Origin of the sequence: Actinomycetospora succinea (assembly GCF_004363095.1) — a bacterium.
Lineage (GTDB): Bacteria > Actinomycetota > Actinomycetes > Mycobacteriales > Pseudonocardiaceae > Actinomycetospora > Actinomycetospora succinea.
Genome location: NZ_SNYO01000011.1, coordinates 123635 through 148671 on the forward strand (window position 1 = coordinate 123635; position 25037 = coordinate 148671).

At 76.3% G+C, this 25037-nt stretch carries 21 protein-coding genes; 6 read left to right on the forward strand and 15 right to left on the reverse strand.

The window, feature by feature from the left end; translation table 11 throughout:
- The first annotated feature begins 13 nt into the window (after positions 1-13).
- Entirely contained in the window at positions 14-1051 is a 1038-nt protein-coding gene (locus EV188_RS26905) for an endonuclease/exonuclease/phosphatase family protein (RefSeq protein WP_133829415.1), read from the forward strand.
- A 32-nt stretch (positions 1052-1083) separates the two neighbouring features.
- Here EV188_RS26905 and EV188_RS26910 read toward each other — a convergent pair whose 3' ends face one another.
- From EV188_RS26910 to EV188_RS26930, 5 genes are all read right to left on the reverse strand, one after another.
- On the reverse strand, positions 1084-1452 hold the full coding sequence (locus tag EV188_RS26910; protein ID WP_133829416.1) for a hypothetical protein: 369 nt from the start codon (positions 1450-1452) through the stop codon (positions 1084-1086).
- Between the two features lie 194 nt (positions 1453-1646).
- Positions 1647-2417 carry a DUF1990 family protein gene (locus tag EV188_RS26915; RefSeq protein WP_133829417.1) on the reverse strand — a complete coding sequence of 257 codons (771 nt, stop codon included), beginning with the start codon at positions 2415-2417 and terminating at the stop codon, positions 1647-1649.
- 30 nt (positions 2418-2447) lie between these two features.
- Complete coding sequence (locus EV188_RS26920; protein ID WP_133829418.1) at positions 2448-3773, reverse strand: hypothetical protein; 1326 nt, start codon at positions 3771-3773, stop codon at positions 2448-2450.
- A gap of 111 nt (positions 3774-3884) precedes the next feature.
- On the reverse strand, positions 3885-4340 hold the full coding sequence (locus EV188_RS26925) for an SRPBCC family protein (protein ID WP_133829419.1): 456 nt from the start codon (positions 4338-4340) through the stop codon (positions 3885-3887).
- 101 nt (positions 4341-4441) lie between these two features.
- Entirely contained in the window at positions 4442-5806 is a 1365-nt protein-coding gene (locus tag EV188_RS26930) for a UDP-glucose dehydrogenase family protein (RefSeq protein ID WP_133829420.1), read from the reverse strand.
- Between the two features lie 116 nt (positions 5807-5922).
- On the opposite strand from EV188_RS26930, the gene EV188_RS26935 reads away from it, so the two are divergent.
- A complete protein-coding gene (locus EV188_RS26935; RefSeq protein WP_133829421.1) occupies positions 5923-6732 on the forward strand; it encodes a class I SAM-dependent methyltransferase in 810 nt (269 codons plus the stop codon).
- 17 nt (positions 6733-6749) lie between these two features.
- Here the strand turns inward: EV188_RS26935 and EV188_RS26940 are convergent, their stop codons facing one another.
- Positions 6750-7421 carry a DUF5134 domain-containing protein gene (locus EV188_RS26940; protein ID WP_133829422.1) on the reverse strand — a complete coding sequence of 224 codons (672 nt, stop codon included), beginning with the start codon at positions 7419-7421 and terminating at the stop codon, positions 6750-6752.
- Positions 7418-7702 carry a hypothetical protein gene (locus EV188_RS26945; RefSeq protein WP_133829423.1) on the reverse strand — a complete coding sequence of 95 codons (285 nt, stop codon included), beginning with the start codon at positions 7700-7702 and terminating at the stop codon, positions 7418-7420. Before EV188_RS26945 ends, EV188_RS26940 begins: the two co-directional genes overlap by 4 nt.
- 305 nt (positions 7703-8007) lie before the next feature.
- On the opposite strand from EV188_RS26945, the gene EV188_RS26950 reads away from it, so the two are divergent.
- The 4 genes from EV188_RS26950 to EV188_RS26965 all read left to right on the forward strand — a co-directional run bounded on the left by EV188_RS26950 (position 8008) and on the right by EV188_RS26965 (position 12074).
- The gene (locus tag EV188_RS26950; protein ID WP_243742025.1) at positions 8008-8559 is read left to right on the forward strand and encodes a sigma-70 family RNA polymerase sigma factor; all 552 of its coding nucleotides are present in this window, start codon (positions 8008-8010) and stop codon (positions 8557-8559) included.
- Between the two features lie 41 nt (positions 8560-8600).
- The gene (locus tag EV188_RS26955; protein ID WP_133829425.1) at positions 8601-9344 is read left to right on the forward strand and encodes a zf-HC2 domain-containing protein; all 744 of its coding nucleotides are present in this window, start codon (positions 8601-8603) and stop codon (positions 9342-9344) included.
- Complete coding sequence (locus EV188_RS26960; protein WP_133829426.1) at positions 9325-11256, forward strand: cytochrome c oxidase assembly protein; 1932 nt, start codon at positions 9325-9327, stop codon at positions 11254-11256. The genes EV188_RS26955 and EV188_RS26960 overlap by 20 nt, the downstream gene beginning before the upstream one ends.
- An 89-nt stretch (positions 11257-11345) precedes the next feature.
- Entirely contained in the window at positions 11346-12074 is a 729-nt protein-coding gene (locus tag EV188_RS26965) for a DsbA family protein (protein ID WP_133829427.1), read from the forward strand.
- Positions 12075-12165: 91 nt separating this feature from the next.
- On the opposite strand, the gene EV188_RS26970 is transcribed toward EV188_RS26965, so the two are convergent.
- From EV188_RS26970 to EV188_RS27005, 8 genes are all read right to left on the reverse strand, one after another.
- Positions 12166-14358, reverse strand: coding sequence for a heavy metal translocating P-type ATPase (locus tag EV188_RS26970; protein WP_279536773.1), 2193 nt, complete (start codon positions 14356-14358; stop codon positions 12166-12168).
- On the reverse strand, positions 14355-14972 hold the full coding sequence (locus EV188_RS26975) for a vitamin K epoxide reductase family protein (protein WP_133829428.1): 618 nt from the start codon (positions 14970-14972) through the stop codon (positions 14355-14357). The genes EV188_RS26970 and EV188_RS26975 overlap by 4 nt, the downstream gene beginning before the upstream one ends.
- A 136-nt stretch (positions 14973-15108) precedes the next feature.
- Complete coding sequence (locus EV188_RS26980; protein ID WP_133829429.1) at positions 15109-16425, reverse strand: beta-galactosidase; 1317 nt, start codon at positions 16423-16425, stop codon at positions 15109-15111.
- Positions 16422-17609, reverse strand: a complete 1188-nt coding sequence (locus EV188_RS26985) for an acyltransferase family protein (protein WP_133829430.1) — start codon at positions 17607-17609, stop codon at positions 16422-16424. The genes EV188_RS26980 and EV188_RS26985 overlap by 4 nt, the downstream gene beginning before the upstream one ends.
- Positions 17606-19360: an ArnT family glycosyltransferase gene (locus tag EV188_RS26990; RefSeq protein WP_133829431.1), complete on the reverse strand. Its 1755-nt coding sequence runs from the start codon at positions 19358-19360 to the stop codon at positions 17606-17608. The genes EV188_RS26985 and EV188_RS26990 overlap by 4 nt, the downstream gene beginning before the upstream one ends.
- Positions 19357-22179: a glycosyltransferase family 4 protein gene (locus tag EV188_RS26995; RefSeq protein WP_133829432.1), complete on the reverse strand. Its 2823-nt coding sequence runs from the start codon at positions 22177-22179 to the stop codon at positions 19357-19359. Before EV188_RS26995 ends, EV188_RS26990 begins: the two co-directional genes overlap by 4 nt.
- Complete coding sequence (locus EV188_RS27000) at positions 22176-23711, reverse strand: glycosyltransferase family 4 protein (protein WP_133829433.1); 1536 nt, start codon at positions 23709-23711, stop codon at positions 22176-22178. The genes EV188_RS26995 and EV188_RS27000 overlap by 4 nt, the downstream gene beginning before the upstream one ends.
- A complete protein-coding gene (locus tag EV188_RS27005; RefSeq protein ID WP_243742032.1) occupies positions 23708-24754 on the reverse strand; it encodes a glycosyltransferase in 1047 nt (348 codons plus the stop codon). Before EV188_RS27005 ends, EV188_RS27000 begins: the two co-directional genes overlap by 4 nt.
- Positions 24755-25037: the final 283 nt, after the last annotated feature.

Consider the following 25037-nt stretch of genomic DNA (forward strand, 5'->3'; position numbering starts at 1 on the left):
CTACGGTGGTCCGATGCCCTCCCGCGCCGCCGACCTCGTGCGGCGCGGCCCCGAGGCACCGGTTCCCCGCCGCGCGGTCGTCCGGCGGGTCGTGACGCGGGTGGTCGTGCCGGCGGTGCTCGCGGTGCTGGTGCTCCTGCCGGACCTGCTCGGGCTCGACCGCCACCTGCCGTTCGCGGTGTTCAGCGCCCTGCGGCCGGCGCTCACGGTGGTCGCCGCGGCGGGGCTGGTGCTGGTGGCGGTCGTGCTCCGGCGCCGCCTGCGGGCGACCGGCGTCGTCGGGCTGGCCGCGGTGGCGGTCGTCGTGGCGGTGGCCGCGGCGATCGTCGTCCCCCGCGCGATCCCCGCCCCGCCGCCGCCGCCGGGCGGGACGCCGCTGACGGTGCTCGAGCTCAACGCGTTCGAGGGGAACGCCGACGCGGGGGCGCTCGCCGCGGTGGTGCGCCGCGAGCGCCCGGACCTCGTCGTGCTGCCCGAGGCCGGTGAGCGCTTCCGGGCCCGCATGGCCGCGCTGCTGCCCGAGTACCGCTCGTGGACGAACGTGCCCGCGCGGGCCGCCGACGTCCGCGGGATCACGGTGCTGTCCTCGCCGCGGGCGGGCGACGTCACGGCGCGCACGATCTCCGACGCGCCGGGGACGCCGACCGACACCCGCTACCCCTGGGCCGAGATCACCGGCGGGATCCTCGGCCCGGTCCGGCTCGGCGCGGTACACGTCGTCTCGATCGTCCCCGGCTGGGTCTCGTACTGGCCCGGCGAGCTGGCGCAGATGCAGCGGTGGTGCTCGGGTGGCCCGGCGCTCGTGGTCGGCGACTTCAACGCGACCCCGGACCACTCCGCCTTCCGCGCGGGCACGGCGGGGTGCACGGACGCCGCCACCGAGCGCGGGGCGTCGCTGACCGGGACCTGGTTCGCCGGCGTGCCCCGCGCCGTCGGCGCCCAGATCGACCACGTGCTCATGACCGGCGGACCGCAGGCGCGGGACGTCTCGGTGATCGACGTGCCGGGCACCGACCACCGCGCCCTGCTCGCCCACCTCCGGCTCATGTGAGCACTTTCCGGCCCTCGAGGGCCGGAAAGCGCTCACATGCGGGTCAGGGCCCCCGCGTGGGCGTGGCGGGGGCGCACGTGGCGGCCGCGCAGGTCCTGGTGCCCGCCCGTCAGCCCGCACCACGTGCAGGTCGGGCCGGTCGCCCGGGGACGCGCCGGCACCGGAGCGGGAGCAGGGGCCGGCGTCGCGAGGGACGCCGCCACGGCACCCGGCACCACGGCCTGCCGCGCCTCCCGGCGCGCCCGCACCGCCGCCACCACGCGCCGCAGCGCGAAGCGCAGCACGGCGAGCAGGACGACCGCGGCGATGGCGACCACCGCCAGCCACTTCGCGAGGAGCACGGCGCAGAACGCGATGAGCAGGCCGACGATCATCGTCGTCACACGCACATCGCCGTCCACGCGGGCGAGGGTACGTCCGTCGGGGCACGGAACGACGTCTCATTCACCCCGCGTGTCACTCCGACACCTTGAGTCACACGACCGGTGGGCGCCGGAGATCCCTGATCGGGCACGAAAAAGCCCCGCGGGCCACCGGGTCGGGGGTCCGGTGGCCGCGCGGGGCACCGGGGATGTCGTCACGGGCCCGCGGGTCGTTACACCGCGGCGGAAGAATTTTCCTCCGGGCTGTGTGCACCGTCCGGCCACGCGACCGTCCGCGTCCGGACGGTGACCCCGTCCGGCGCGTGCCCGCCGGAGAGCTCCGCGGCCCGCACGCAGAACTCCACCCAGAGCAGGTACTGGATCTGCTTGGCCAGCCCGAGGCGGCTGTAGAGCACGTCGGCGACGCGGTCACCGGCGCGCGCCCAGGTCGTGATCCCGAACTCCAGCTCGCCGTCCGGCAGGTCGCGGGCGGCGAACTCGATCTGCCCGGCCTCGAGGTGCCCGGCGAGCGTGCCGAGCCGGAACGAGGTGGCCGTCCGCGTCAGCACCCGCACCGGCCCGTCCCACGGCCCGGGCATGCGCACGACGAGCTCCTCGCCGACGCGCAGCGCACCGCTCGCCGCGACGTAGTCGAAGCGCGCCACACCCGGCACGACGGCGCGGTTCATGTCCCGCGCGACGGCGTCGATCAGCTCGGCGGCACCGCGCCGCGCCCCGACGACCCGCACCCGGAAGTCGCGGTGCAGCGCCGGACCGAACCCCGCCTCGAGGGGCTGGTCGCGCAGGGTGGCGTCGGGCAGGGGCGGCGGTAGGTCGCGGTGGTCGCCGGCCTCCTCGATCGTGTGCACGGTCGCGTCGGGCTTCACGCAGCGCCAGAGCACGCCCGCCACCCCGCGCGGGAGCCGGGTGAGCATCAGGGCCTCGCGGAGCACCTGTCGCGGCCCGGGGATCCAGGTCGAGGTGCCGAGGGAGGGATCCGCCATGCCGATGGACATACCCGCGCGCGGACACGATCAGCCCGTGACCGCCCTGACGTAGTCCTGGCGCGTCACGCCCGACGCCGGGTCGTTCAGCACGCTCTCGAAGGCCAGGAAGAAGCCGAGGAGGTCACAGCCCCGCGCGTAGGCCGGGCTGCGCCGGATCTGCTCGGCGATCGGGTCGCTGGACGCCGTCCCGCCGGTCTCCGCCGCGGGCGGGCCGGGGTTCTCCCCGACGGCCGCGAGCCCCGCCCGGGCCGCCTGGGCGCGGGCGAAGCGCAGGTTGGACCAGTTCTGCACCGGGGTCCCGGCCGCGACGCTGGTCGTGGCGTCGGACGCGGCGCACCGGTCCTGGGGCGGGGTGAGCCCGCGCGCGGTGACCGCGGTGGCGTCGTCGACCCCCGTCAGGTCCACCACGACCGGGCCCGCGACGTTGCCGGCCAGCGCCGGGAACTGGTCGACGTAGTAGAGGCCCCGCCCGAGCGAACCGTCGCGGTCCCCGGCGCCGCCCAGCAGCGCGTTCACGGCCGTCGTGAGGTCGGCGGGCAGCACGCCCTTGCCCGGTGACGGGACGTGGACGGGCTTCGCGTACCCCGCGGCGCGCAGCGCGTCGACCTGGCCCTTGATCCCGTACAGCAGCGAGCGCGAGTACCAGAGGAACCAGTTCTGGGCCATCGCCGGCGTCACCGTGCGCCCGTTCCACGTGGGCTGACCGGGCTTCCACCCCGGCATGGGCGTCGCCGGCGTGCCGGCCGCGAGCCCGCTGCCCTGCTGCGGTGCCGCGCCGAAGGCCCACCAGCTCTGCAGGAACCCGTCGCCCGCCTCGTTGGGGCCGGGGAAGCCGACCTCGCCCGCGGTGCTCGTCCCGACCCGGATGCCGTCGAGGCGGGCCGAGGGCAGGCCGGCCACGAGGCGCCGCAGGTAGTCGTTCTGGGCCCCCCGCACGGCGGCGGAGTACACGGTGTCGACGGCTCCGGTGACGGAGTTCTTGCCGCGCTGGTCGACCAGCGCGGCGCCCGGGAGCCCGCGGACCCAGCCGGGCGGGTACTGCGTACCGGGGCCGACGACGACGCGGATGCCGGCGTCGAGGCAGGCCGTCACGCGCGAGCGCAGGTCGGCGGCGTAGGCCGCGTTCACCGCGCCCGGCCCGCTCGGCAGGTACCGGTCCCAGTAGGCCTCGACCTCGACCAGCCCGATCCCCACCGCGCGGTTGGCGGCGATGTCGGACGGCGTGCACGACGAGGCCACCAGCCCCCACGCCGGCTCCGTGACGGCCTGGGCCGGCACCGGCCCGGTGAGCAGGGCCAGGGCGGCGGCGAGGCCCGTGGTGACCGCGAGACGGACGGGGCGGAGGAGGCGCATGTCCGGTCGGATGGCCCCGCCTCACGCCGAATTCACGGAGACGGCCACTCCGACAGCCGACCGGCCCAGCGACGCCACCCGGGTAGCGCAAGAACGAGAAGCCCGTTCGGCTCAGCCCGTCGGCGCAACGACCCCGCTGCGGCGGCGCGACTCGCAGTGCTCCTTGAGGTCGCCCGCGAGGAGCTGGAGGTTCGCCTCGACCGTGCGCGCGGTGATCCGGGCCATCGGCGACCCGAGCCAGCCGCTGCGGTCGTGGGTCACGACGAGACGCGAGCGGGAGACACCCGTGGCCACGAGCGCGAACCGGACGTCCGCGTGCCCGCCGACGCCCTCATGGCGCAGCGTGAAGCGGTGGCGGCGGCCCTGGAACTCGGCGACGCGCCACGTGCGCTCGGGCAGGCGGGGTGCGCGCAGCCGCACGACGCCGTGCAGTGCGAGCGTGCCGCCGCCGAGCAGCGCCGCCTCACGGACGGCGGTGGTCCAGCGGGGCCAGCGGTTGAGGTCGGTGATCACCGCCCAGACGTGGTCCGGGCAGGAGTCGATGTCGACCGCGATCTCGCAGCGCATGCTCGCCTCTCCGATGAGACCGACGCGCCGTGTCCACGGCCGCCCCGACGTACGCTCACCACGGTAAGCGGGCGTCCGACGCCGGACCAGACCCGGGCGGGTCAGGCCTCGCGGCGTCCGAGGCCGTAGCCGGTCAGCCCGGCGCGACGCAGCGTGGCCGGGTCGAGCAGGTTGCGGGTGTCGACCACGATCGGCTGCTTCATCGCCCCCGCCATCGCCACCCAGTCCAGCGTCCGGAACACCGGCCACTCGGTGAGCACCACCAGCGCCTCGGCGCCCTGCGCGGCCTCGGTCGGGTCGTTCACCAGCGGCACCCCCTCGACCTCGTCCACCAGCGGACGGTCCGGGTTGCCCGGCTCGGCCACCAGCGCCGGGTCGTAGCCCACCAGGTCCGCCCCGGCCTGACGCAGCAGCGCCGCGATCGCCAGCGCCGGCGAGTCGCGCAGGTCGTCGGTGCCCGCCTTGAACGTCAGCCCCAGCAGACCCAGCCGCACCCGCGTCAACGACCCCGTCCGCCGGCCGGTCACCGCGTGCCGCACCTTGTCCACGATCCGCTGCCGCTGCCGGGTGTTCGTGTCGATCGTCGCGCGCAGCAGCCGGAACTCGAAGTCCGCCGCGTCCGCCACCTGCAGCAGCGCGTGCGTGTCCTTCGGCAGGCACGACCCACCCCACCCCGGACCCGGCGACAGGAACGCCTGCCCGATCCGCCGGTCGTACCCGATCCCCTCGGTCACGTCGCCGATGTCCGCACCGACGCGCTCGCACAGCTCGGCCATCGCGTTGACGTACGACAGCTTCATCGCCAGGAAGCAGTTCGCCGCGTACTTCATCAGCTCCGCCGACGCCGCGTCGGTCAGCACCGTCGGCGCACCCAGACGCGCGTACAGCGCCGCCACCCGCTCCGCGGCCTCCGCGGTGTCGCAGCCGACCACGATCCGGTCCGGGTTCAGGAAGTCGTGCACCGCCGAGCCCTCACGCAGGAACTCCGGGTTCGACACCACCGCCACGTCCGCCCGGTCCAGCAGCTCCGCCGTCCGCCCCGCGGTCCCCACCGGGACCGTCGACTTGTTCACCACCACCGTGCCCGCCGCCAGCAGCTCCCGGGTCTCCTCGACCACGGCCTCCACCGCCCGCAGATCCGCCACCCCGCCCACACCCATCGGCGTCGGCAGGCAGAGGAACACGATCTCGGCGTCCAGATCGCCAGAACCAGAAGACCCCGGGAAAGCCTCGGACACGCCCGCGGTCGCCCCCACCACGAACGACAACCGGCCCGCCGACACCTGCTCGGTGACCAGATCCGACAGACCCGGCTCCACGATGTCCACCACGCCGCGGCGCAGACGCTCCACCTTCGCGGTGTCGATGTCCGCGCACACCACCTGGTGGCCCAGCGACGCCAGACACGCCCCCGTCGTCAGCCCGACATAGCCCGTTCCCACCACGGCCACCCGACGCGTGAACACGGCGTTCCCCCTCAGGTCCCCGGACCGAGCGGCCCGATCGATCTCGTCCGACACGCTGCCAGATCACGCTCCGCGCCCGGGGTGCCGGTCGGGTCCTGGGCTGACAGGGTGCCGCCATGGCGACCGGGGCGGTGGACCTCCGCGGCGCGGAGGCGACCCTGCTGATCACGCTGTACCTGCGGGAACGGGACGCGGCGTCCGCCCACCCGATCCTCGGCGACCCCTACGCCGGGCCCGCGCTCGCGCGGGTGCGGTACGACCCGGGCGCCGTGCGCTGGTTCTCCTCGGACACGGCGACGATCACCGCGCGGGCGAAGCAGCTCGACGGGTGGGCGCGCGCGTTCCTCGCCGAGCACCCCGACGGCCAGGTGCTGCACCTCGGCTGCGGGCTCGACAGCCGCCCGCTGCGCCTCGAGCGGCCCGCGGGCTCGCGCTGGCTCGACGTCGACACCCCGCGCGTCGCGGAGCTGCGCCGCCGGGTCTACGACCTGCCCGACGACGTCGAGCTCGTCGCGTCGTCGGTCACGGAGCCGGACTGGTGGGATCGCGTCGACCGCGACCGCCCGACGCTCGCGCTCGCCGAGGGCCTGTTCATGTACCTCGCGCCGGACGACGTGCACGGCGTGGTCGACCGGCTGCTCGAGCACTGCGCCCGCGGCCGGCTCGCGTTCGACGGCGTGGCCGACTGGGTCCGCCCGGCGTCGAACGCCACGCTGGCGCTCTTCGGGATGGACGCCCGCTTTCGGTGGGGCTACGCCGGTGCCGCGTTCCGCGACCGGCACCCCCGGCTCGAGGAGCGCGACGACGTCGCCGTCACCGAGCTGGCGGCCGCGGCGACCCGGGGGCCGTGGCACGCGGTGTACCGCGGGGTCGACCTCGTCCCGTACCTGCGCGACACGATGCGGCTGCACCGCTACGCGTTCTGACCAGCGTGCCGGGCCGGTCAGTGCATCAGCAGCATCAGGGCCATCCCGGCCCCGGTGACGGCCTGGCAGCCGAGCTGGACGGCGGGGGTGTCGACGGCACGGCCGACGCGGGTGCCGAGGCCCACGGATCCGCCACCGCCGGCCGTCACGGCGACGGTCGTGGTGGAGCGCACGAGCGTGCCGACGGTCAGGACGGTGTGCAGGATCAGGTAGATCGCGAGGGCGAAGGAGACGGCCTGGAGCGCGAGCGGCGACCCGCCGCCGCCGTGGCCCGCGTGCTCGCCGGCGCCCATCCCCGCCATCGCCCCGCCGCTCGGGACCATCGCCAGGTACATGACGGCCATCGCGGCGTTGCTCAGCAGCAGGTGGGTCGGGTGGGCAGCGCAGCGGTCACCGCCGATCGCCGAGCCCATCGCCCGGCCCCGCGCGCCCAGCGCGACCAGGCGCACCGCCCACACCGCGCCCACCGCCCCGAAGGCCACGGCGCCCGCGACCGGCGGCACGAGGTCCATCGTCGCCGGCAGCACCATCGCCGCCATCGCGACGCTCATGACGACGTGGTTCACCTCGGACGCCGCGGCGGCACCCTCGTGCCGGCCTCGACGGCGCCACAGGCTCACCACGCACAGCGCGGCCGCGGTCAGGAACGCCGCGGAGAGGAATCCCGCGACGGAGGTCGGGAGGGTCACCGGGCGCCCGCGGCACGCAGCGGAGCGGAGCTGCCGCCGGCAACACCGAGGAGGTCGTCGAGGACACCGTCGCGGGCGTCGTCGACGATCACGGCAAGCTGCGCGAGGCTCATCCGGATCGAGGAGCCGAAGTCGTCGGTGATGACCACGCGGCGCTCCTCGTCCGCCGCCGGGTCGAGGTAGAGCTCCGGGCAGCCGCACGAGCACTGTCCGCAGAACGTGGTGACGTGCTGCAGGCCGCTCGTGGGCAGGGCCTCGTGGTCCGGCTCGCGGTCCTTCATGGCGGTCCTCCGTCGGGATGGATGTCCGTGACCAGCGGGGACGGTACGGCGGGCGTTCCGGCCGCACACCCCTCACCTCGCCGCCGGAGGGTGGTGTGCCCGGACGGCGGAGCGTTCTCAGGCGCAGGCCCGCTCCTTCTCAGGAGAGGCCTCCTCGGGTGCCCGACCGGACGAGGGCCTACCGTCGGGGCAGCACGGTAGGCACCGCCCGCGCGGCCGCGGAGCCTCGTTGTCGCGACGGTCACGGCCGGGAACTGCGGGGCCTCGCGGGACGACCACGTGCGAGGACGGAGAGGGAGCACCCGGTGGACGACGCGAGGATCACCGCGCTGGCGCTGCGCGCCCGGGAGGGCGATCGCGCCGCCGCGGGGGAGTTCGTCGCCGCCACCCAGCACCAGGTCTGGCGCCTGCTCGGCCACCTCGCCGACCCGGGCGTCGCCGAGGAGCTCGCCCAGGAGACCTACGAGCGCGCGCTCGGCTCGCTGCGCCGCTACCGCGGTGACGCGCCCGCCCGCAGCTGGCTGCTCTCCATCGCCCGCCGGGTCGCCGCGGACCACCTGCGCCGGCGCGCCCGCCGCCCGGTCAGCCCCGCCGAGCCGGCCGAGGAGGACCGGCCGCTGGGACGCGCCCCGCAGCCCGACCCCGCCGAGTCCGCCGCCGTCCGCGACGCGCTCGCCGCCCTCGACGCCGACCGCCGCGAGGCGTTCGTCCTCACCCAGATGATCGGTCTGAGCTACGAGGACGCCGCCGAGGTGTGCCGGTGCCCGATCGGCACGATCCGCTCGCGGGTCGCCCGTGCGCGCGCCGACCTCGTCGACGCCCTCGGCGAGCCGGGCGCCGAGCGGCGCTCCGGGTGATCGCCGGGAACTCGGGCGACCCCCGCGGCGACCGGTAGGGCATGGCCAGCTCCACCGACTGCGACGCCGCCCGGGAGGCGATGTCGGCCGCGCTCGACGGCGAGGCCGACGCCGTCGAGCTCGCCCGGGTCGACGCGCACCTCGACGGCTGCGCTGCCTGCCGGGCGTGGCGGCGCGACGCGGCGGCCGTGACGCGCCGCGCCCGCACCGGGGTCGTGGTCGGCGGGCCCGACCTCGTGGACCGCGTCGTCGGCGCCGCCCCCGGTCCGCGGGTGCGCTGGTGGGGCGTCTCGGCGCGCGTGGGGCTCGCCGCCGTCGGGCTGGCGCAGGCCGTGCTCGGCCTGGTGGGGCTGCTCGGGGCGACGAGCCACGCCGCCCACACGGACGACCCGCTCATGGTGCTCGGCGCGGGCATGGCGCACGCGGCGCACGAGAGCGCGGCGTGGAACCTCGCGCTCGGCGTGGCGTTCGTCGCCGGGGCCGTGTGGTGCCGGCACCTCGCGGGCCTGATGCCCGTGCTCGGCGCGTTCATCGCGGTGCTCGCCGTGCTCTCGGGCATCGACCTCGTCGCCGGGCGCGTCGAGCCCGCCCGCGTCGTGTCGCACCTCGTCGTCGTGGCGGGCTTCCTGCTCGCGCTCGCCGTGGTGCGCACCGCGCCCCGTCACGGTGCCGGGCCCTCCCCCGGGGCGCGGTGGCGCCCCCGTCCCACCACCCGCAGTGCCGCGCCCGACGGCCCGGGCGCCACCACCCCGACCCCCTGGGAGCGTGAGTCCGACGTCGCCTGACCGCTCGGCCGTCCGCGCCGATCCCGTCCGCGTCAGCCCCGTCCTCGTCGTCTCCCTGCTGGTCGCCGTCGGGATCACGGTCGTGTTCGCCGTGCTGCGCGGCGGCCTGCCGTTCGCCGCGCTCGGGGTCAGCGGGCCGCCGGTCGAGGTGGCGGTGGCGACGCCGCTGGCCCGCCTGGTCACCCTGCTGGCGGCGGGCGCGACCGTCGGCGGCCTGGTCGGCGCGGTCGTCGCGCGGCCGTCGCGCGACGGCGAGCTCGGCGCGCAGGCGTACGCCGCGGTGCGCTGGGTGGGCGCCGCGGCCGCCGTGTGGGCGGTCGGTGCGCTGGTCGCGGCCGTGCTCACGGTGCTGGCGGGCACCGGCAGCGACCCGCGCATCCTCACCGCGCCCGACGCGTTCCTCACCTCCGCGGCCGCGCTCGAGGAGCCGGCGGGGTTCCTCGTCGCCGCCGTCCTCGCCGCCGTGGTGGCCGCGCTGTGCCGCCTGACGCTGTCGTGGCGCACGGCGGCGGGCGCGCTGCCGCTCGCGGTGCTCGGGGTCGTCGCGCCGGCCGTCACCGGGCAGGTCGCGAGCGCGCGCAGCGGCCACGACATCGCCACCGACGCCGCCGCGCTGGCCGCGGTCGCCGCCGCGGTGTGGCTCGGGCTCGCGCTGCTCGAGACCGTGCAGCCGGGGCGGGCGCTCGCCGCCCGCGCCCGCCCGATCGCCCTGGTCGCGGCGGGCACGGCGCTCGCCGGCACGGTCGTCGCGGAGGCGGTCCTCGTGCGCGGCGCGTGGTTCTCCGGGGTCCACGGGCCGCTCGCCCTCGTCCAGCTCGCCCTGCTCGCCGGCGCGGCGGTGCTCACCCTGCGCGGCCGGGTGCCGGGCCCGTCCGTCGCCGCGCTGCTCGTGCCCGCCGTGGGTCTCGGGGCGCTGCTGGCCACCGAGCTCCCGCCCGCCCTCACCGCGCCCGTGCTCACGACGCTCGAGGGGATCCAGGACGCGGCGCTGGGCTACCGCCTCGATCCCCCGACGCTCCTCGGGCTGCTCGGTCCCGGCCGGCTCAACCTGCTCTGGGCCGTCGTGGCCGTGGTGCTCGCCGGCGCGTACCTGGCCGGGGTGCGGCGGCTGCGCGCCCGCGGCGACGCCTGGCCGCCCGGGCGCACGGCGTCGTGGCTCGGGGCGTGCGCACTGCTGCTGTGGGCGACGAGCTCCGGGCTCGGCGCGCACTCGATGGCCACGTTCAGCGTGCACATGGGCGTGCACATGATCCTGTCGATGGGCGTGCCGATCCTGCTGGTGCTCGGCGGTCCCGTGACGCTGGCGCTGCGCGCGCTGCCGACCGGCGACACCGGCCCGCGGGCGTGGCTGCTCTCGCTGCTCGACGCCCCGCTGACCCGCCTGCTGACCCACCCGCTCGTCGCGCTCGCCCTGTTCGTCGGCTCGTTCTACGCGCTGTACTTCTCGGCGCTGTACGCCACCGCGCTGCCCTTCCACTGGGCGCACCAGCTGATGTTCCTGCACTTCATGGTCACCGGCTCGCTCTTCTTCTGGCCGATCATCGGTGTCGACCGCGCGCCGCGCCCGCTGCCCCACCTCGGGCGCCTCGCGATGCTGCTCGCGTCGATGCCGTTCCACGCGTTCTTCGCCGTCGCCCTCATGAGCACCGACGTGGTGATCGGCCAGGCGTTCTTCGGCCAGATCGCCCTGCCCTGGGTGCCCGACCTGCTCGCCGACCAGCGCCTCGGCGGCGGCATCGCCTGGGCCTCGGGCGAGGCGCCGCTGGTCGTGGTGCTCCTGGTGCTGCTCGTGCAGTGGTCGCGCGCCGACAGCCGCGACGCCACCCGCCGCGACCGCCACGCCGACCGTGACGGCGACGCCGAGCTCGCCGCCTGGAACCGGATGCTCGCCGACCTCTCCCGCGGGCGCTGAGCACGCGGGAACCGGACGGCCCCGCGACACGACCTGAACACGCGGCGCTGCACACTCGGTCGGCGCCACCGACACGAGGAGGACCCCGGATGCCCTCGGGCCCGAAGCGCACGACGACCACGAAGCGCACGACGTCCCGGACGCCGACGATCGTGGCGATCGCCGTCGTGGTGCTCGTCGCGGCCGTGGTGTTCGGCGGCGTGCTGCTCTCCGGCAACGGCTCGCAGGACGCGGCGGGCGCCGGCATCCCGGTCACCCCCGCGCCCGCCCAGTACACGACGAGCGTCGCCGACGGCGTCGTCACCGCCGGTGGGCCCGCGCCGCACACCCTCGACCTCTACGAGGACGCGCTCTGCCCCGCCTGCCAGGCGTTCGAGCAGCGCGACGGCGACCGCATCGCCCAGGCCGTCGCGGCCGGGCGCCTGCAGGTCCGCTACCACCTCGTGAACCTGCTCGAGCAGCGCTCGAACCCGCCCGGCTACTCGTCGGCGGCCGGCAACGCGATGATCTGCGCGGCGGAGAACAACGCGTTCCCCGCGGTGCACACCAGCCTCTACGCCGCCCAGCCGTCCGAGGGCGGGCGCGGCTACGACACCGGCCAGCTCGTCGACCTCGGGCAGCGCGCCGGCGCCGGCCCGGGCTACGCCGACTGCGTCACCACCGGCCGCCACGTCGGCGAGGTCAACCTCAACTTCCACAACGCCTCGTCCGACCCGGCGCTGCTCAACCAGGGCTCCTTCGGCACGCCGACCGTCGTCCTCGACGGCCGCCTCGTCCAGCCGGGCTCGCCCGATCTCGACCCGGTGCTCGCCGGCTGACTTCTTCGCGAGATCAGGGGCGACGTCACGCACCCCGCGCGGCCCGGAAGGTGCACCACGTCGCCCCTGATCTCTGCGCGAGGGCGGGCGGTCAGCGGCCCCGCAGGCGCAGGCTCGAGGTCACGACGAGCAGCGACGACAGCGCCATCGCCAGCCCCGCTAGCAGCGGGTTGAGCAGCCCGGCGACGGCGAGCGGGACCGCGGCGACGTTGTAGCCGAACGCCCAGCCGAGGTTCACGCGGATCGTGCGGTGCGTGGCGCGCGCGAGCGCGAGGGCCTCGGGGACGGCGGTGAGGTCGTCGCGCACGAGGATCACGTCGGCGGCGTCGAGGGCGACGTCGGTGCCCGTGCCCACGGCGAGGCCGAGGTCCGCGGCCGCGAGGGCGGGGCCGTCGTTGACGCCGTCGCCGACCATCGCCACGACCGCACCGGCGGCGCGCCGCGAGGCCAGGAACGCGAGCTTGCCCTCGGGCAGCACGCCGGCCACGACCTCGTCGATCCCCACCGCGTCGGCGACGTGCCGCGCCGCGCGCTCGTGGTCGCCCGACAGCAGCACGGTGTGCAGGCCGGCCTGCCGCAGGGCCGCGACGGCCGGGGCCGCGCTGGGCTTGACGTCGTCGGCGAGCACCACCGCCCCGTGCACCGCGCCGTCCCAGCCGACCGCGACGACCGTGTGCCCTTCCTCCTCCGCGGCCGCCCACTCGGCCGACAGGGACTCCGGGACGGCGCCGACCAGGTCCGGGCGCCCGACGGTGACGCGCACTCCGTCGACGACCGCCCGCGCGCCCAGCCCGGGCAGTGCCTCGAAGTCCGCGGGCTCGCCGGGAGACGCCGCCGCCACGATCGCCGCCGCGATGGCGTGCTCCGAGCCCCGCTCCACGGCGGCCGCCCGCTCCAGGACGAGGTCACCCCCGAGGACGGCCACGACCGCCATCCGCCCGGTGGTCAGCGTCCCGGTCTTGTCGAGCACCACGGTGTCGACGCGGCGGCTGGTCTCGAGCGCGTGGTGGCCCTTGAGGAAGATGCCGCGCCGGGCGCCGCGACCGGAGGCGACGACCATCGCCATCGGCGTCGCCAGCCCCAGCGCGCACGGGCAGGCGATGACGAGCACCGCCAGCGCCGGCGAGAACGCCCCCGCCGCCCCGGCGCCCGCCACCCACCAACCCAGCGCGGTCGCGAGAGCCAGCACCACCACCGCCGGCACGAACCACGCCGAGATCCGGTCGACGAGGCGCTGCACGTCGGCCTTGTCGGCGCGCGCGTCCCGGACCAGCCGCACCATCCCGGCCAGCGCCGTCGCCTCGCCGACCGCGGTCGCCTCGACCACCAGGCGCCCCGAGACCGCGACCGTGCCGCCGACCACCGCGTCGCCGACGCCGGCGTCGGTCGGCACCGGCTCGCCGGTGAGCATGCTGCGGTCCACCGGCGAGCGGCCGTCGACGACCCGCCCGTCGGCGGCGATCTTCTCGCCGGGCCGCACCACGAACCGCGTCCCGACGGCCAGCTCAGAGACCGGCACCCGCGTCTCGGTCCCGTCGTCGGCCAGCACCGCGACGTCGCGCGCCGCGAGCCGCGCCAGCGCCGCCAGCGCGTCGCCCGAGGCCCGACGCGCGCGGCGCTCGACGTAGCGCCCGGCGAGCACGAACGTCGTCACCCCAGCCGCGACCTCCAGGTACACGGGCCCGGCCGGGTGCAGCAGCAGCTCCCACGTGCTCGCCGCCGGCGCCGGGGCGACCCCGCCCAGCAGCGCGCCGAACGACCACACCGTCGCCGCCACGATCCCCAGCGAGACCAGCGTGTCCATCGACGTCGTGCCGTGGCGCAGGCCCGCGAGCGCACGCCGGTGCAGCGGCCACGCCGACCACCCGACGACCGGCGCCGCGAGCGCCGCCAGCAGCCACTCCCAGCCGGGGAAGCGCAGCGAGGGCACCGCGGTCATGACGAGCGCGAGGTCAGCGACCGGCAGGAACAGCGCGGCGGCGACGACCAGGCGGCGCCAGAGGTCGCGCAGCTCGGCGTCCTCGGCCGGGGCGTCCTCCGGCTCGTCGGCGTCGACGGGACGCGCGGGCCGCGCCGTGTAGCCGAGCTTGGCGACGGTGTCGACGACGGTCGCCGTCGTGACCTCGGGCGAGTCGATGACGACGCGGGCGCTGTCACCGGCGAGGTCGACGGTCGCGGCGACGCCGTCGAGGCGGTTGAGCCGGCGCTCGATCCTCGACGCGCAGGCCGCGCAGGTCATGCCGCCGATGTCCAGGTCGAGGACGGCGGCAGCCGGAGCGCTCACAGGCCCACCAGCCCGGCGGCCCAGGCGGGGAAGGTCGCGACGATGGCGACGACGATCGTGACGTACCAGGCCGCGAGCCCCCAGCCGTGGTGCCGCAGCGGCGCCGGCGCACCACCGAGGGTGCCCGCGCGCAGGTTGTGCACGGTGACGAACCAGAACATGGCGATCACCGCGACCCACGCGACCATGCACCACGGGCACAGGGCGTGGATCACCGCGAGGCTCTGGACGATCAGCCAGTGGATGAACAGCAGACCCGCGGTCGTGCCCGCCTGCAGGCTCCACCAGGCCCAGCGGGGCAGCGCCACGGCACCGAGCACCAGCGCCCCCGCGGCCGCGGCGACCGGGAAGGTCAGCAGGCCGATGACCGGGTTGGGGAACCCGAGCAGCGCCGCCTGCGGTGTCCGCATGATCGTCCCGCAGGACAGCACCGGGTCGATGCTGCACGACGGCACGAAGGTCGGGTCGGCGAGCAGCGCGAGCTTGTCGATCAGCAGGACCAGCGAGACGACCGCGCCGGTCAGGCCGCCGACGAGCAGGACGGCGCCGACACCCCGCGCCGGGACGCGACCGGGCGCCTCGACCTCCGGCGCGTCGGCGACCTGCGTGTCCACGCCCCGATCGTCCTCCCGCCCGACGGGAAAGGCCTCGGTGGGGGCTGTTCGGCTGACCACGTCGTGCTGGTCGTCGCGGGGATCGATGCGGTTCCCGCACGTGAGTGAAATGGGTCGCCAGGGCGACCCGTTTCACTCACGTGCGCAGCATCGCCGCCACGTAGTCCGCGAGCGTCACCCCGGAGCGCGGCGTGTGCAGGTCCTCCTCGAACGCGAGGGTGAACGCCGCCAGCCCGCAGTTCCGCGCGTACCCCGGGGCCCGGCGCACCTGCTCGGCCTCCTGGTCGGAGTCGGCGGCGCCGCCCGTGGTCTCGCCCGGCGGACCGGGGTTCTCGCCGACGACCGGCAGCCCGGCGCGCGCGGCCTGCGCGCGGGCGAAGCGCAGGTTCGACCACCGCTCCACGCGCACCGTCGGGTCGAGCGCGACGGCGGGGTCCTCCGGCCGGCACGTGTCCTCGGGCGGGTCGAGGGCCCGCGCGCGCACGGCGGTGGCGTCGTCGACCGACGTCAGGTCGACGACCACGGGGCCCGGCACCGCGGCGGCGATCCCGGGCATCGCGGCGACGTGGTCGAGGCCGCGGTGCAGCGATCCGTCGCGGTCGCCGTGCCCGTCGAGCAGCGAGCCGACCGCCACCGACCGGTCCGCGGGCAGGACGCCGCGTCCCGGTACCGGGAGGTGCACCTCGCCGGCGAACCCGGCCCCGCGCAGCACCCGGGCCTGCGCGGCGAGCGCCTCGACCAGCGCGCCCGAGTACCAGCCGAACCACCGCCCGGCGTCCACCGCCGTGACCGCGCGGCCCTCCCACTGCGCGCTCCCCGGCGCCCAGCCCGGCAGCGGTGACGGCTGCTGGCCGGGCGCGAGGTCCCGCCCCGTCTGCGCGGGCGCACCGAACGCCCACCACGACGTGACGCCGTACCCGGACTCGTGCGGGCCCGGGTAGCCGATCTCGCCGGCCGCGCTCGTGCCCACCCGCACGCCGGTCAGCCGCGTCGCGGGGACGGCGGCGACCAGGCGGGTGAGGTAGTCGTCGAGGGCGGCGCGGGGCGCGGCGGCGAACACGAGGTCGACGCCGCCGGTGCGGGCGACACCGCCGTGCTGGTCGCGCAGCAGGGCGTCGGGCAGGTCGCGCACCCACGACGGCGGGTACTGCGCGCCCGACCCGAGCACCACGCGCATCCCGGCGTCGAGGCACCGCGTGACCCGCGCGGCGAGACCCGCCGCGGCCGCCGGCTCGAACGCTCCGGGCCGGGGCTGCAGCCGGTCCCAGTGCGCGTCGACGACGGCCACCGACAGCCCCGCGCCGCGCTGCGCGGCGAGCCGGTCGGGGGCGCAGGCCGAGTCGACGACGCCCCAGGCGGGCTCGACGGGCGCCGGGTCGGCGTACGACGGGCACGCCGCGCCGGCGAGCAGCAGGACGCCGGCGAGCCCCGCCCCGAGCGCCCGGAACCTCACCGGCGAGGCCCTGACGAGGCGGACTCGGGAGCCTCCACCACCGCCTCGGTCTTCTCCTCCACCGACTGCGTCGGCGCCTTGGCCGGCCGTTTGACCAGCGAGCGCATGAACCGCTGGCCGGGCTTCTCGACGAGCACGAACGCGAGCCACCCGCACACCCCGACGCCGACGAGCAGCAGCGCGATGCCGAGCCAGCCCCAGTGCCCGGGGAAGGTCCGCGGGTTGATCAGCAGCGACGCCCCGAGCAGCCACGGCACGTGGGTCAGGAAGATCGCGACGCTGATCTCGCCGCCGTAGAGGCTCGCCCTCGTCGACAGCACGCGGTCGAGCCACCCGCGCTCCTCGCCGAGCGCGAGGACCGTCAGGCCGACCACGGGCAGCGCGTACATCGTCGAGACCTCGAGGGTCGAGGCCAGCACGATGAGCCCGAACCCGAGCACGGCGATCGGCCCGGTGAACCGGCCCGCGAGCGCGGGCAGGCGGCGGTCGACCTGCACCAGCTGCTGGAGGCACGCCCCGGCGAGGAAGAAGCCCAGCGCGCGGGGCAGCGGCATCGCGTAGGTGATCGTCCCGTCGTCGAACCCGATGACCGAGTAGGCGACCAGCGGGATCGCGCACGCCACGAGGTAGCCGAGGACGCACGCCGTGCGGGTCCGCAGCAGCAGCACGAGCGGCTGGAGCAGCGGGATCAGCAGGTAGCAGAACCACTCCGCCGACAGCGACCACACCGGCCCGTTCCAGGTCAGCGCGTCCGCGCCGCCCCAGCCCGAGGTCAGCGTGATCTGGCGCAGCAGGTCGATCCCGAGGTCGCCGCCGTGCGGGATCTCCCGGCCGATCGCCCGCGCCCCGAGGACGGCCCCGACCAGCACGGCGAGCACCGCGAGGTGCACCGGGTAGAACCGCGACAGGCGCGCCCACAGGAACTTCCCGAACGCGCCCCAGCCCGGCCAGCGCGCGAACACCCCGCGGTAGCCGGCGGTGATGACGAAGCCGGACAGCACGAAGAACAGGTCCAGCGCGACGTAGGCGTGGTGCCAGATCGGCAGGAAGAACGGCGCGGTGAGCGGCACGAGGGCGATCGCGAACGGCGCGAGGTGCACCGCGACGACCACGATCGACAGGTAGCCCCGGATGCCGACGAGGCTCCGGATCAGGCCCTTGGACTTCTTCGGGGGTGCGTTCATCGCGGCGGCCCCGGGGCGACCGGCGGGGTGCCGTCGAGCGGCTGGTTGAGGTCGTAGAGCCGCAGGTCGCCGGCCGTGCGCCCGTGCGCGGTGAACACGAGCGTGTAGCGCCGGGAGAGCTCGTCGACGAGCTCCGGCGACGCGGGCGCGAGGCCCAGCTCCGTGAGCTCGGTCGACACGATGCCGTAGCGCGAGAAGGTCGCGCGGGCGTCGTCGACGGACGTCAGCTCGTGGATCCCGAACCCGGGGAGCACGAACTGTGCGGTGTGCTCCCCGACCGCGACCTCGTTCTGGACGTCGATGTTCGCGTACATGTACTCCACCAACTGCAGATACGTGTCGTCACGTTCTGTCCGGAGGTTGAACCAGATGATCGCCGAGGAGGTCAGCACGAGGGTCACGACGACGGTGAGCGCCGTGCGCCCGGCGCCCTGCCACGACGCCATCTGCGTCAGCAGCATGGCCACGACGACCGTGGAGGGGACCGCGAGCAGGTAGAACGTCTGCTCCTCGACCTCGCCGAGGCCGAACGTGTAGACGATCGCGGCGAGCACGCCGGCCAGCCAGCAGGTCAGCAGGCCGAGGTCGTCGCCGTCGCCGTGCAGCGCGTGCGCCCCGCGGGTGCGGCGGCCGTGCGCGCCGCGCTGCTCGCGGGTGACGCGCAGCGAGCGCCAGCCGATGAACAGCAGGTAGGCCGCGTAGGTGCAGGCGACGCCGATGAGCAGGTACGACGGGAAGAACCAGACGCCCTGGACCAGCAGGCGGTCGACGAACGACGGGGCGTGCCCGGAGTTGAAGCCGGTCTGCTTGAGGATGCCGATCGCGCGCAGCGTCCCGGCGATCGTCTGCTCGAACCAGGGCCCGATGTTGCCCGTGGCGAGGACCCAGACGACGTAGGTGGCGTACACCGAGCACTGGACCGCGAGGACGCTGATGGCCTCCTTGCGCCGTAGTCCCCAGGACGTCGCGATCATGATGAGCAGCGGGAACGCGGTGATCAGCGCCGCCGTGCTCTTCGTGGTGATCGCGATGCCCCAGGCGAGGCCGCCGATCGCGAGCCAGGTGAACCGTGCCCGCCGCGACGGCTGGTCGACCGCGACGAGCAGCGCGAGGATGCCGGCGAGGATCCCGAACATCATCGGCGCCTCGATCATGAGGCGACTGTCGAAGCGCACGACGAACGGGTCGAGCGCGTAGACCAGGCCCGCCAGCAGCGCCGCCCACGGCCCGACGACCCGGCGGGCGACGCCGACGACCAGCAGCACGTTCGCCGCGCCGAACATCAGCTCGATCGGGCGCAGGCCGAGGACGAACTGCACCGTCATGTGGTCGACGGGTTGGTCGATGAACAGGCCGAACAGCGCGAACAGCAGCGGCGGGTGCAGGAAGAACGGCTCGCCGAAGAGCTCCGGCCCGTGCCCCAGGGCGAACGAGTTGCCGACGTCGGCGTACTGGATCTCGTCCATGAACAGCTCGTACGCCGAGCTCTGGTGCCAGGCGCGCAGCGCGACCGTGCCCGCGCACAGCAGGGCGAGCAGCACCCAGAAGACGATCTGCCGGGTCCGCCCGCCCGTGCCGCGCTCCTCCCGGCGCCCGCGCTCGCGGATGGTCCGCCTGCTCCGGCCGCAGGTCGGGAGGGGGTCGTGGTCGCGCTCCGGGTGGAGCGTGCGGGTGATGGGGTCGCGCGCCGGCTGCTCGCGGAGCGGCACGAGGGCGGCGAACGACCCGCTGCGGGCGGCGCCGGCGGTCATGTCGGCTCCTCAGCAGGACGGGGGACGAGGTCGGGTCGCGGGAAGCGGGTGGTGACGGGTCCCTCCTCGGGATCGGGGATCTCGTCGACGACGGGGGCCGGCGGCAGGCCGGCGGCCGCGCGCAGGACGCACTCCTGGGTGCGGGCCAGCGCGTCCCAGTCGTGGACGGCGGCCAGTGCCGGTCCGCGCTCGGCGGCGGCCTCGCGCAGGCCCTCGCAGCAGGCCACGGCCCGCAGCGCGGTGGCGAGCGCCGTGACGTCGGCGGCGTGGTCGCCGAGGTAGGGCACGAGCACGCCGGCCTCGCTGCGCACGACCTCGCGCAGGCACGGGATGTCGTAGGCGACGACGGCCGTGCCGCACGCCAGCGCCTCGGCGGCGACGATGCCGAAGGTCTCGAACCGCGACGGGACGACGGCGAGCCGGGCGTTGGCGACGAGGTCGTACTTGTCCTCGCCGGACACCCAGCCGGCGAACACCACGCTGTCGCCCACCCCGTGCCGCTCGGCGCGCTCGCGCAGCGCGGCCTCGTCGGGGCCGGTCCCGGCGAGCACGAGGCGCCCGCCGATCCGGCCGGCGACGCGCGCCCAGGCGTCGACGAGCAGGTCGAGGCCCTTCTGCGCGATCTCGAGGCGCCCGACGAAGACCACGTCGGTGCCGGGTCCCCGGCGCCGCTCGCGGAAGGCCTGCGGGTCGACGCCGTTGCCGATGACGGCGACCTCGGCGCGCGGGTTCGTCGCGAGCAGCGCGTCCGCGACGCCCTGCGACATCCCGATCAGCCGACGGTGGCTGCGCACCCCGAAGCGCTCGATCCAGTGCAGCGGCAGCTTGTACTGGCGGGACTTCTCGCGCGCGTTGAGCCACTGCACGATCCCGACGGTCGGCGCGGGCGAGAACCGCGGCACCGACAGCGACGAGATCGGCGCGAAGAAGTCCTCGATCACCACGTCGGCCTCGACGCCGCGCACCACGAACGGCAGGCCCGCGACGTAGCCGAGCAGGCGGGTGAGCCGGTTCCCGCCGCGCCCGACGCCGACGTGCACCCAGCGCAGGACCCCGTCGCCGAAGAACTCGGTGCGGTCGCGCGCGCCCGGGAAGGTCTGGGTGACCGCGGTGACGTGGTGCCCGGCGGCGGCGAGCCGGCGGTCGATCTCCGCTGTGCGCTTGGCCCCGCCGCCCGAGCCCGGCATCTTCGGGTCCTCGAACGCGAGGTGCAGCACGTGCATCCCGCCCGGCGCGGGCCGCAGCTCGCCCTTCGGGTCGACGGCGGCGCGCAGGCGGCCGGTGATGACGGGCAGCCCGACGACGCCGACCCCGAGCACGACGACGGCGAGCAGCCACAGCGGCAGCAGCGGGCGCGTCACCCCCAGCAGGCCGACGGCGACCGCGGCCCAGAGCAGCCCGCGCACGACCCAGGCGACGAGGCCGGCGCCCGCGCGGCCGGTGCGCGGGTGGTGGCGCACGCCGAGGACGGTGAGCAGCAGCGCGCCGCCCAGCGCGCCCGCCGCGGTCCCGGTGGCGAGACCCGGCGCGCCGTCGGCGAGGCCGGCGGCGATCCCGGCGGCGAGCGCGACGGTGGCGAGGACGAGCGCGACGGCCAACGAGCGCCGCGCCCCGACGGCCAGCAGCAGCGTCGCCAGCACGGTCGTCGCGCCCAGCCCGAGACCGGCGAGCGCGAGCGGCGGCAGGAGCGCCAGCGACGGCGTGTAGGCGGCGGGCAGGACCAGGCCCACGATCACCGGCGGCACCGTCGCCACGACCGCGGCCGCGGGCACGGCCAGCCGGACGAAGGTGGTCAGCGCCTCGCGCAGGGCCCGGTCCCTCGCCTCCTCCGCGCCGCGGCGGGGAAGCGCACGCAGCACGGGGAAGCTCACGAGGGCCGTGCCGACCGCGACGTACACCGGCGCCTTGGCAAGCGTCGCCACGGCCTGGTACCCGGCCGCGGCGACGACGCCGACCCGCGACTCGGCGACGTTCGCGACCACGACGACGTCGGCGGCCGCGAGCGTCGAGAGCACGAGCTGCACGGCGGCGACCCCGCCGGTCTCGGCCCAGCGCGCGCGGTCGCCGAGGATGCGGCGCAGGCGCGCGAGGCCCGTGTCGTGGGGAGCGAGGGCGTCGTTCGCTGCGTGGGAGGCAGCGAGGGCGTCCCTCGCTCCCCCAGCCCGGGCCCCGCGCGAGCGTCCCGCCGCGAGCAGCACGACGACCGCGCCGGCCGCGAACGCGCCGACCGCACCCGCCGCGCCGGCCCCGAGCAGGACCGCGCCGACGCTGACGCCGAGGCGCACCGCGACCTCTGCGACGGTGAGCAGGGCGTAGCGCGCGAACCGCGACTCGCCCTGCAGCCGGCCCCACACCGGCGCGATCGCGAACAGCGCCCATGCCGAGAGCCCGGCCGCCAGCGCCGTCGCCGCGGCCGCGAACCCGGCCACGACCGCGCCGAGCACGACGCCCGCGGCGAGCCCGACCAGCACCGACACCGCGGTCGCGAAGGTCAGGGCGTCGCGGCGCGCCGCGCTGCCCGCGGGGTGCGCGCGCACGACGTGGGCGAGCGGTAGCGGCACGAGTGCGGCCGAGGCGACGCCGGCCGTACCCACGAGCGCCGCCGCGCCCGCGAACGCCGTGTACTCCGCCGGCGCGAGCAGGTGGGCCATCACGAGCGTGCACGCGTAGCTCAGCAGGCCCACGAGGCCCGCCGACGCCGAGAGCAGCGTCGCGTGGCCCCCGGTCTGCGCGGGGGCCGGCGTGGTGCCCGCCCCGGTCGCCGGTGGGGGGGCCACGGCGGCGACCGGGGGGACGATCTCCGGGACGACCCCGGTCATCGGCCGCGTCCACGGGCGGCGCGGGACTCCACGAGCGCGGGCCCGCCCAGCAGCTCGTGGCGCGAGGCGAGGCGCACGCGCGGGTCGTGGGCCCCGATGCGCGCGAGGGTCGCGAGCGCGTCGACCTCGTCGCAGCCGCGCAGCAGGGCGGTGATCTGGTTCCCGCGCACCGCGCACTCGTCGGTCAGGCGCAGCGCGGCGGCCGCGGCGGCCGGGTCGTCGTGCTCGAAGCGCGCGAGCGTCGTCATGTCGGAGCGGGCCTGGCGGCGGGTGGCCGCGCGCCGCAGCAGCGAGCGGTCCGCGGGCGGCAGGTGCGTGTCCTCCGCGCCGGTGCGGTGGAACCCGCTGATCTCGGAGACGACCACGCCGGCGAGGAGCTCGGCGGAGCGGTCCCAGGAGAAGCAGCCCGCCCAGGAGCGGCAGTCCTCGGCGACGTCGCGGGCGCGGACCGGGTCGGCCAGCTCGCGCAGCACGCGCGGCAGCGCGGCGGCGAGGTCGTCGACCCCGTCGACCAGCCAGCCGGTGCCGCCGTCGACCACCGAGTCGCGGATGCCGGGCGCCCGCAGCGCGAGGCAGGGCACGCCCTCGGCGGCGGCCTCGAGGACCACGCAGCCCCAGCCCTCGCCCTCCGAGGTGCTGGTGGTGAGCCAGGCGGTGCTCATGAGCTCGTCACGCTCGTCGTCGGGCAGGCGGCCGTGGAAGCGCACGACCCGGCCGAGCCCGAGCTCGACGGCCATGCGGCGCAGGTCGGTGAGCTCGGGGCCGCCGCCGATGACCTCGACGGCGAGGTCGGGCACGTCGGGCAGGGCGGCCGAGACGGCGTGCAGCAGCAGGTCGAGGCGCTTGTGCGGCACCAGGCGGCTGGTGACGACGACGGTCGGGGTCGCGGCCCGTCGTGGCTCGCGCTCTCCGGCACCCGGGCGCCCGGCGCACCCGTTGGGCACGACCTCGATGACGTCGCGGACCTTCAGCCGGCGGCGCATCTCCTGGCGCGTCGACGCGGACACCGCCACCGTGCGGCGCCCCTGGTAGACGCGGCGGGCGACGCGGCCCTCGAGCAGCCGCCCGACCGCGGCGCCGGCCGTCGAGAAGCGGGTCGCGAACTGGTCCTGGTGCACGTGGTGCACGACCTGCACGACCGGGACGTCCCCGCGGGTGAACAGCGGCGAGAAGAACGGGATGCCGTTCTGGCAGTCGAGGATGGCGTCGAACCCGCCGCCGTGGCGGACGAGGTCCATCGCCGAGCGCAGGTAGACCGACAACGTGCCGCCCGCGCGCCGGATCTGCACGCCGTCGATCTCGTCGCGCGCCGACTGGCCCGCGTCGCGGGCCGTCAGCCAGGTGACCTCGGCGCCCGCCGCAGCCCAGCGGGTCGAGATCTCGTGGGCGTAGGCCTCGGCGCCGCCGGCCTGCGAGTGCCGGACGTCGCGCCAGTTGAGGACGAGGATGCGCTTCCCGGCGAGGCGGGACAGGGCGCGGCCGCCGACGAGGACGGCGGGGGCGGTGTCGGGGCTGGTCTCGATCGTCGTCATGCGGGGCTCCCGGCGGCGCGGAGGGCGGCGGTGGGCGTGGTGCTGGTGCGGCGGGGCGTGGCGGCGACGACCTCGTCGAGGGGCCGCTCGGGACGTCCGCCGCCGAGCTGGGCGTGCAGGCGGGCGACGGCGCTGAACGCGGCCAGGCCGTCGCGGACCGGGCGCAGGCTCGAGCCGGCCGCGTCGGTCCACGTCACGGGGATCTCGACGATCCGGCCCCCGTCGTCGCGGACGTGGCGCAGCAGCTCGACGTCGAACGCGAACCCGACCGAGCGCGAGCGCCACAGCGCGGACTGCACGGCGGCGCGGTCGAAGAACTTGAAGCCGCACTGGGTGTCGCGCACGCCGGGCAGCAGCGGGCGGGACACGGCGCGGAAGGCGGCTCCGCCGAGGCGGCGGCCCAGCGGCTGGCGGGTGGCGATCTGCGCCCCGGGGGCGTGGCGCGACCCGATCGCCGCGGCCGCGCCGCCCTCGAGGGCGTCCATGACCGGCCGGAACGTCTCCATCGGGGTGGAGAGGTCGGCGTCGGTGAACCCGACGAAGCGCGAGCGGCTGGTCCGCAGGCCGCGGTAGACCGCGGCGCCCTTCCCGGCGCGCGAGCAGCCGATCGCCACGACCTCGACGCACCAGCCGGTCGCCACGTTGCAGGCGCGCCCGTCGACCGCGAGCACCGACGCGGCGGTGTCGTCGACGCTGCCGTTGTCGACGACGACGACGCGGGAGGTCCACGGCTGTTCCGAGAGGAACGCGACCATCGCGGTGAGGGTCGCGGGCAGGCGTCCGGACTCGTTGTAGGCGGGGATCACGACCTCGAGGTCCACGGGCCGGCGCAGCTCGCGCGGCTCGGCCCCGGCGGGCCCGGCCGCGCCGTGGCGCTCGTAGTCCAGGAGGGCGTCGCTCGCCTCCGTCACGCGCGCCGCCACCTCGGCGACCACCGCCTCCTCGACGGCGTCCACCAGCTCCGTGCGCCCGACCCCCGCGACCACCTCGGCGGGCCCGAGGCCCCCGGACCAGCCGGGGAGCGCGGGGTGCGGCGCGGTCATGTCGCTCACCGGCTCCACTGCGTTCTGCACCCCCGAGATATCGACCATCTGGCCCAATCCTTAACCCGTCTGCCGCGAGGGCCAGAGGCTGGGCGGTCGGCGAAACCCCAGGTCGAACGGTGGGCTTCGTCCGATCGAGGTGCACCGGTGGCCGCCGATTTCCGCCCCTTCGGGTGAGGGTCCGGGCGGCGTGTCGTCCACGAACCGACCCCGGGCGTTGCGCCCGGCGGCCAGGGGGATCCGGTCCGAACCGTGATCGACATCTGCGTCGGCGCCCGCGCGG

Coding starts and splice junctions, on each gene's coding strand:
- EV188_RS27005 (WP_243742032.1), bottom strand. CDS start 24,754: ATGACCGCGCCGCACCCCGCGCTCCCCGGCTGGTCCGGGGGCCTCGGG.
- EV188_RS26985 (WP_133829430.1), bottom strand. CDS start 17,609: ATGAACGCACCCCCGAAGAAGTCCAAGGGCCTGATCCGGAGCCTCGTC.
- EV188_RS26990 (WP_133829431.1), bottom strand. CDS start 19,360: ATGACCGCCGGCGCCGCCCGCAGCGGGTCGTTCGCCGCCCTCGTGCCG.
- EV188_RS26935 (WP_133829421.1), top strand. CDS start 5,923: ATGGCGACCGGGGCGGTGGACCTCCGCGGCGCGGAGGCGACCCTGCTG.
- EV188_RS26945 (WP_133829423.1), bottom strand. CDS start 7,702: ATGAAGGACCGCGAGCCGGACCACGAGGCCCTGCCCACGAGCGGCCTG.
- EV188_RS26965 (WP_133829427.1), top strand. CDS start 11,346: ATGCCCTCGGGCCCGAAGCGCACGACGACCACGAAGCGCACGACGTCC.
- EV188_RS26920 (WP_133829418.1), bottom strand. CDS start 3,773: ATGCGCCTCCTCCGCCCCGTCCGTCTCGCGGTCACCACGGGCCTCGCC.
- EV188_RS26915 (WP_133829417.1), bottom strand. CDS start 2,417: ATGGCGGATCCCTCCCTCGGCACCTCGACCTGGATCCCCGGGCCGCGA.
- EV188_RS26955 (WP_133829425.1), top strand. CDS start 8,601: ATGGCCAGCTCCACCGACTGCGACGCCGCCCGGGAGGCGATGTCGGCC.
- EV188_RS26995 (WP_133829432.1), bottom strand. CDS start 22,179: ATGACCGGGGTCGTCCCGGAGATCGTCCCCCCGGTCGCCGCCGTGGCC.
- EV188_RS26905 (WP_133829415.1), top strand. CDS start 14: ATGCCCTCCCGCGCCGCCGACCTCGTGCGGCGCGGCCCCGAGGCACCG.
- EV188_RS27000 (WP_133829433.1), bottom strand. CDS start 23,711: ATGACGACGATCGAGACCAGCCCCGACACCGCCCCCGCCGTCCTCGTC.
- EV188_RS26925 (WP_133829419.1), bottom strand. CDS start 4,340: ATGCGCTGCGAGATCGCGGTCGACATCGACTCCTGCCCGGACCACGTC.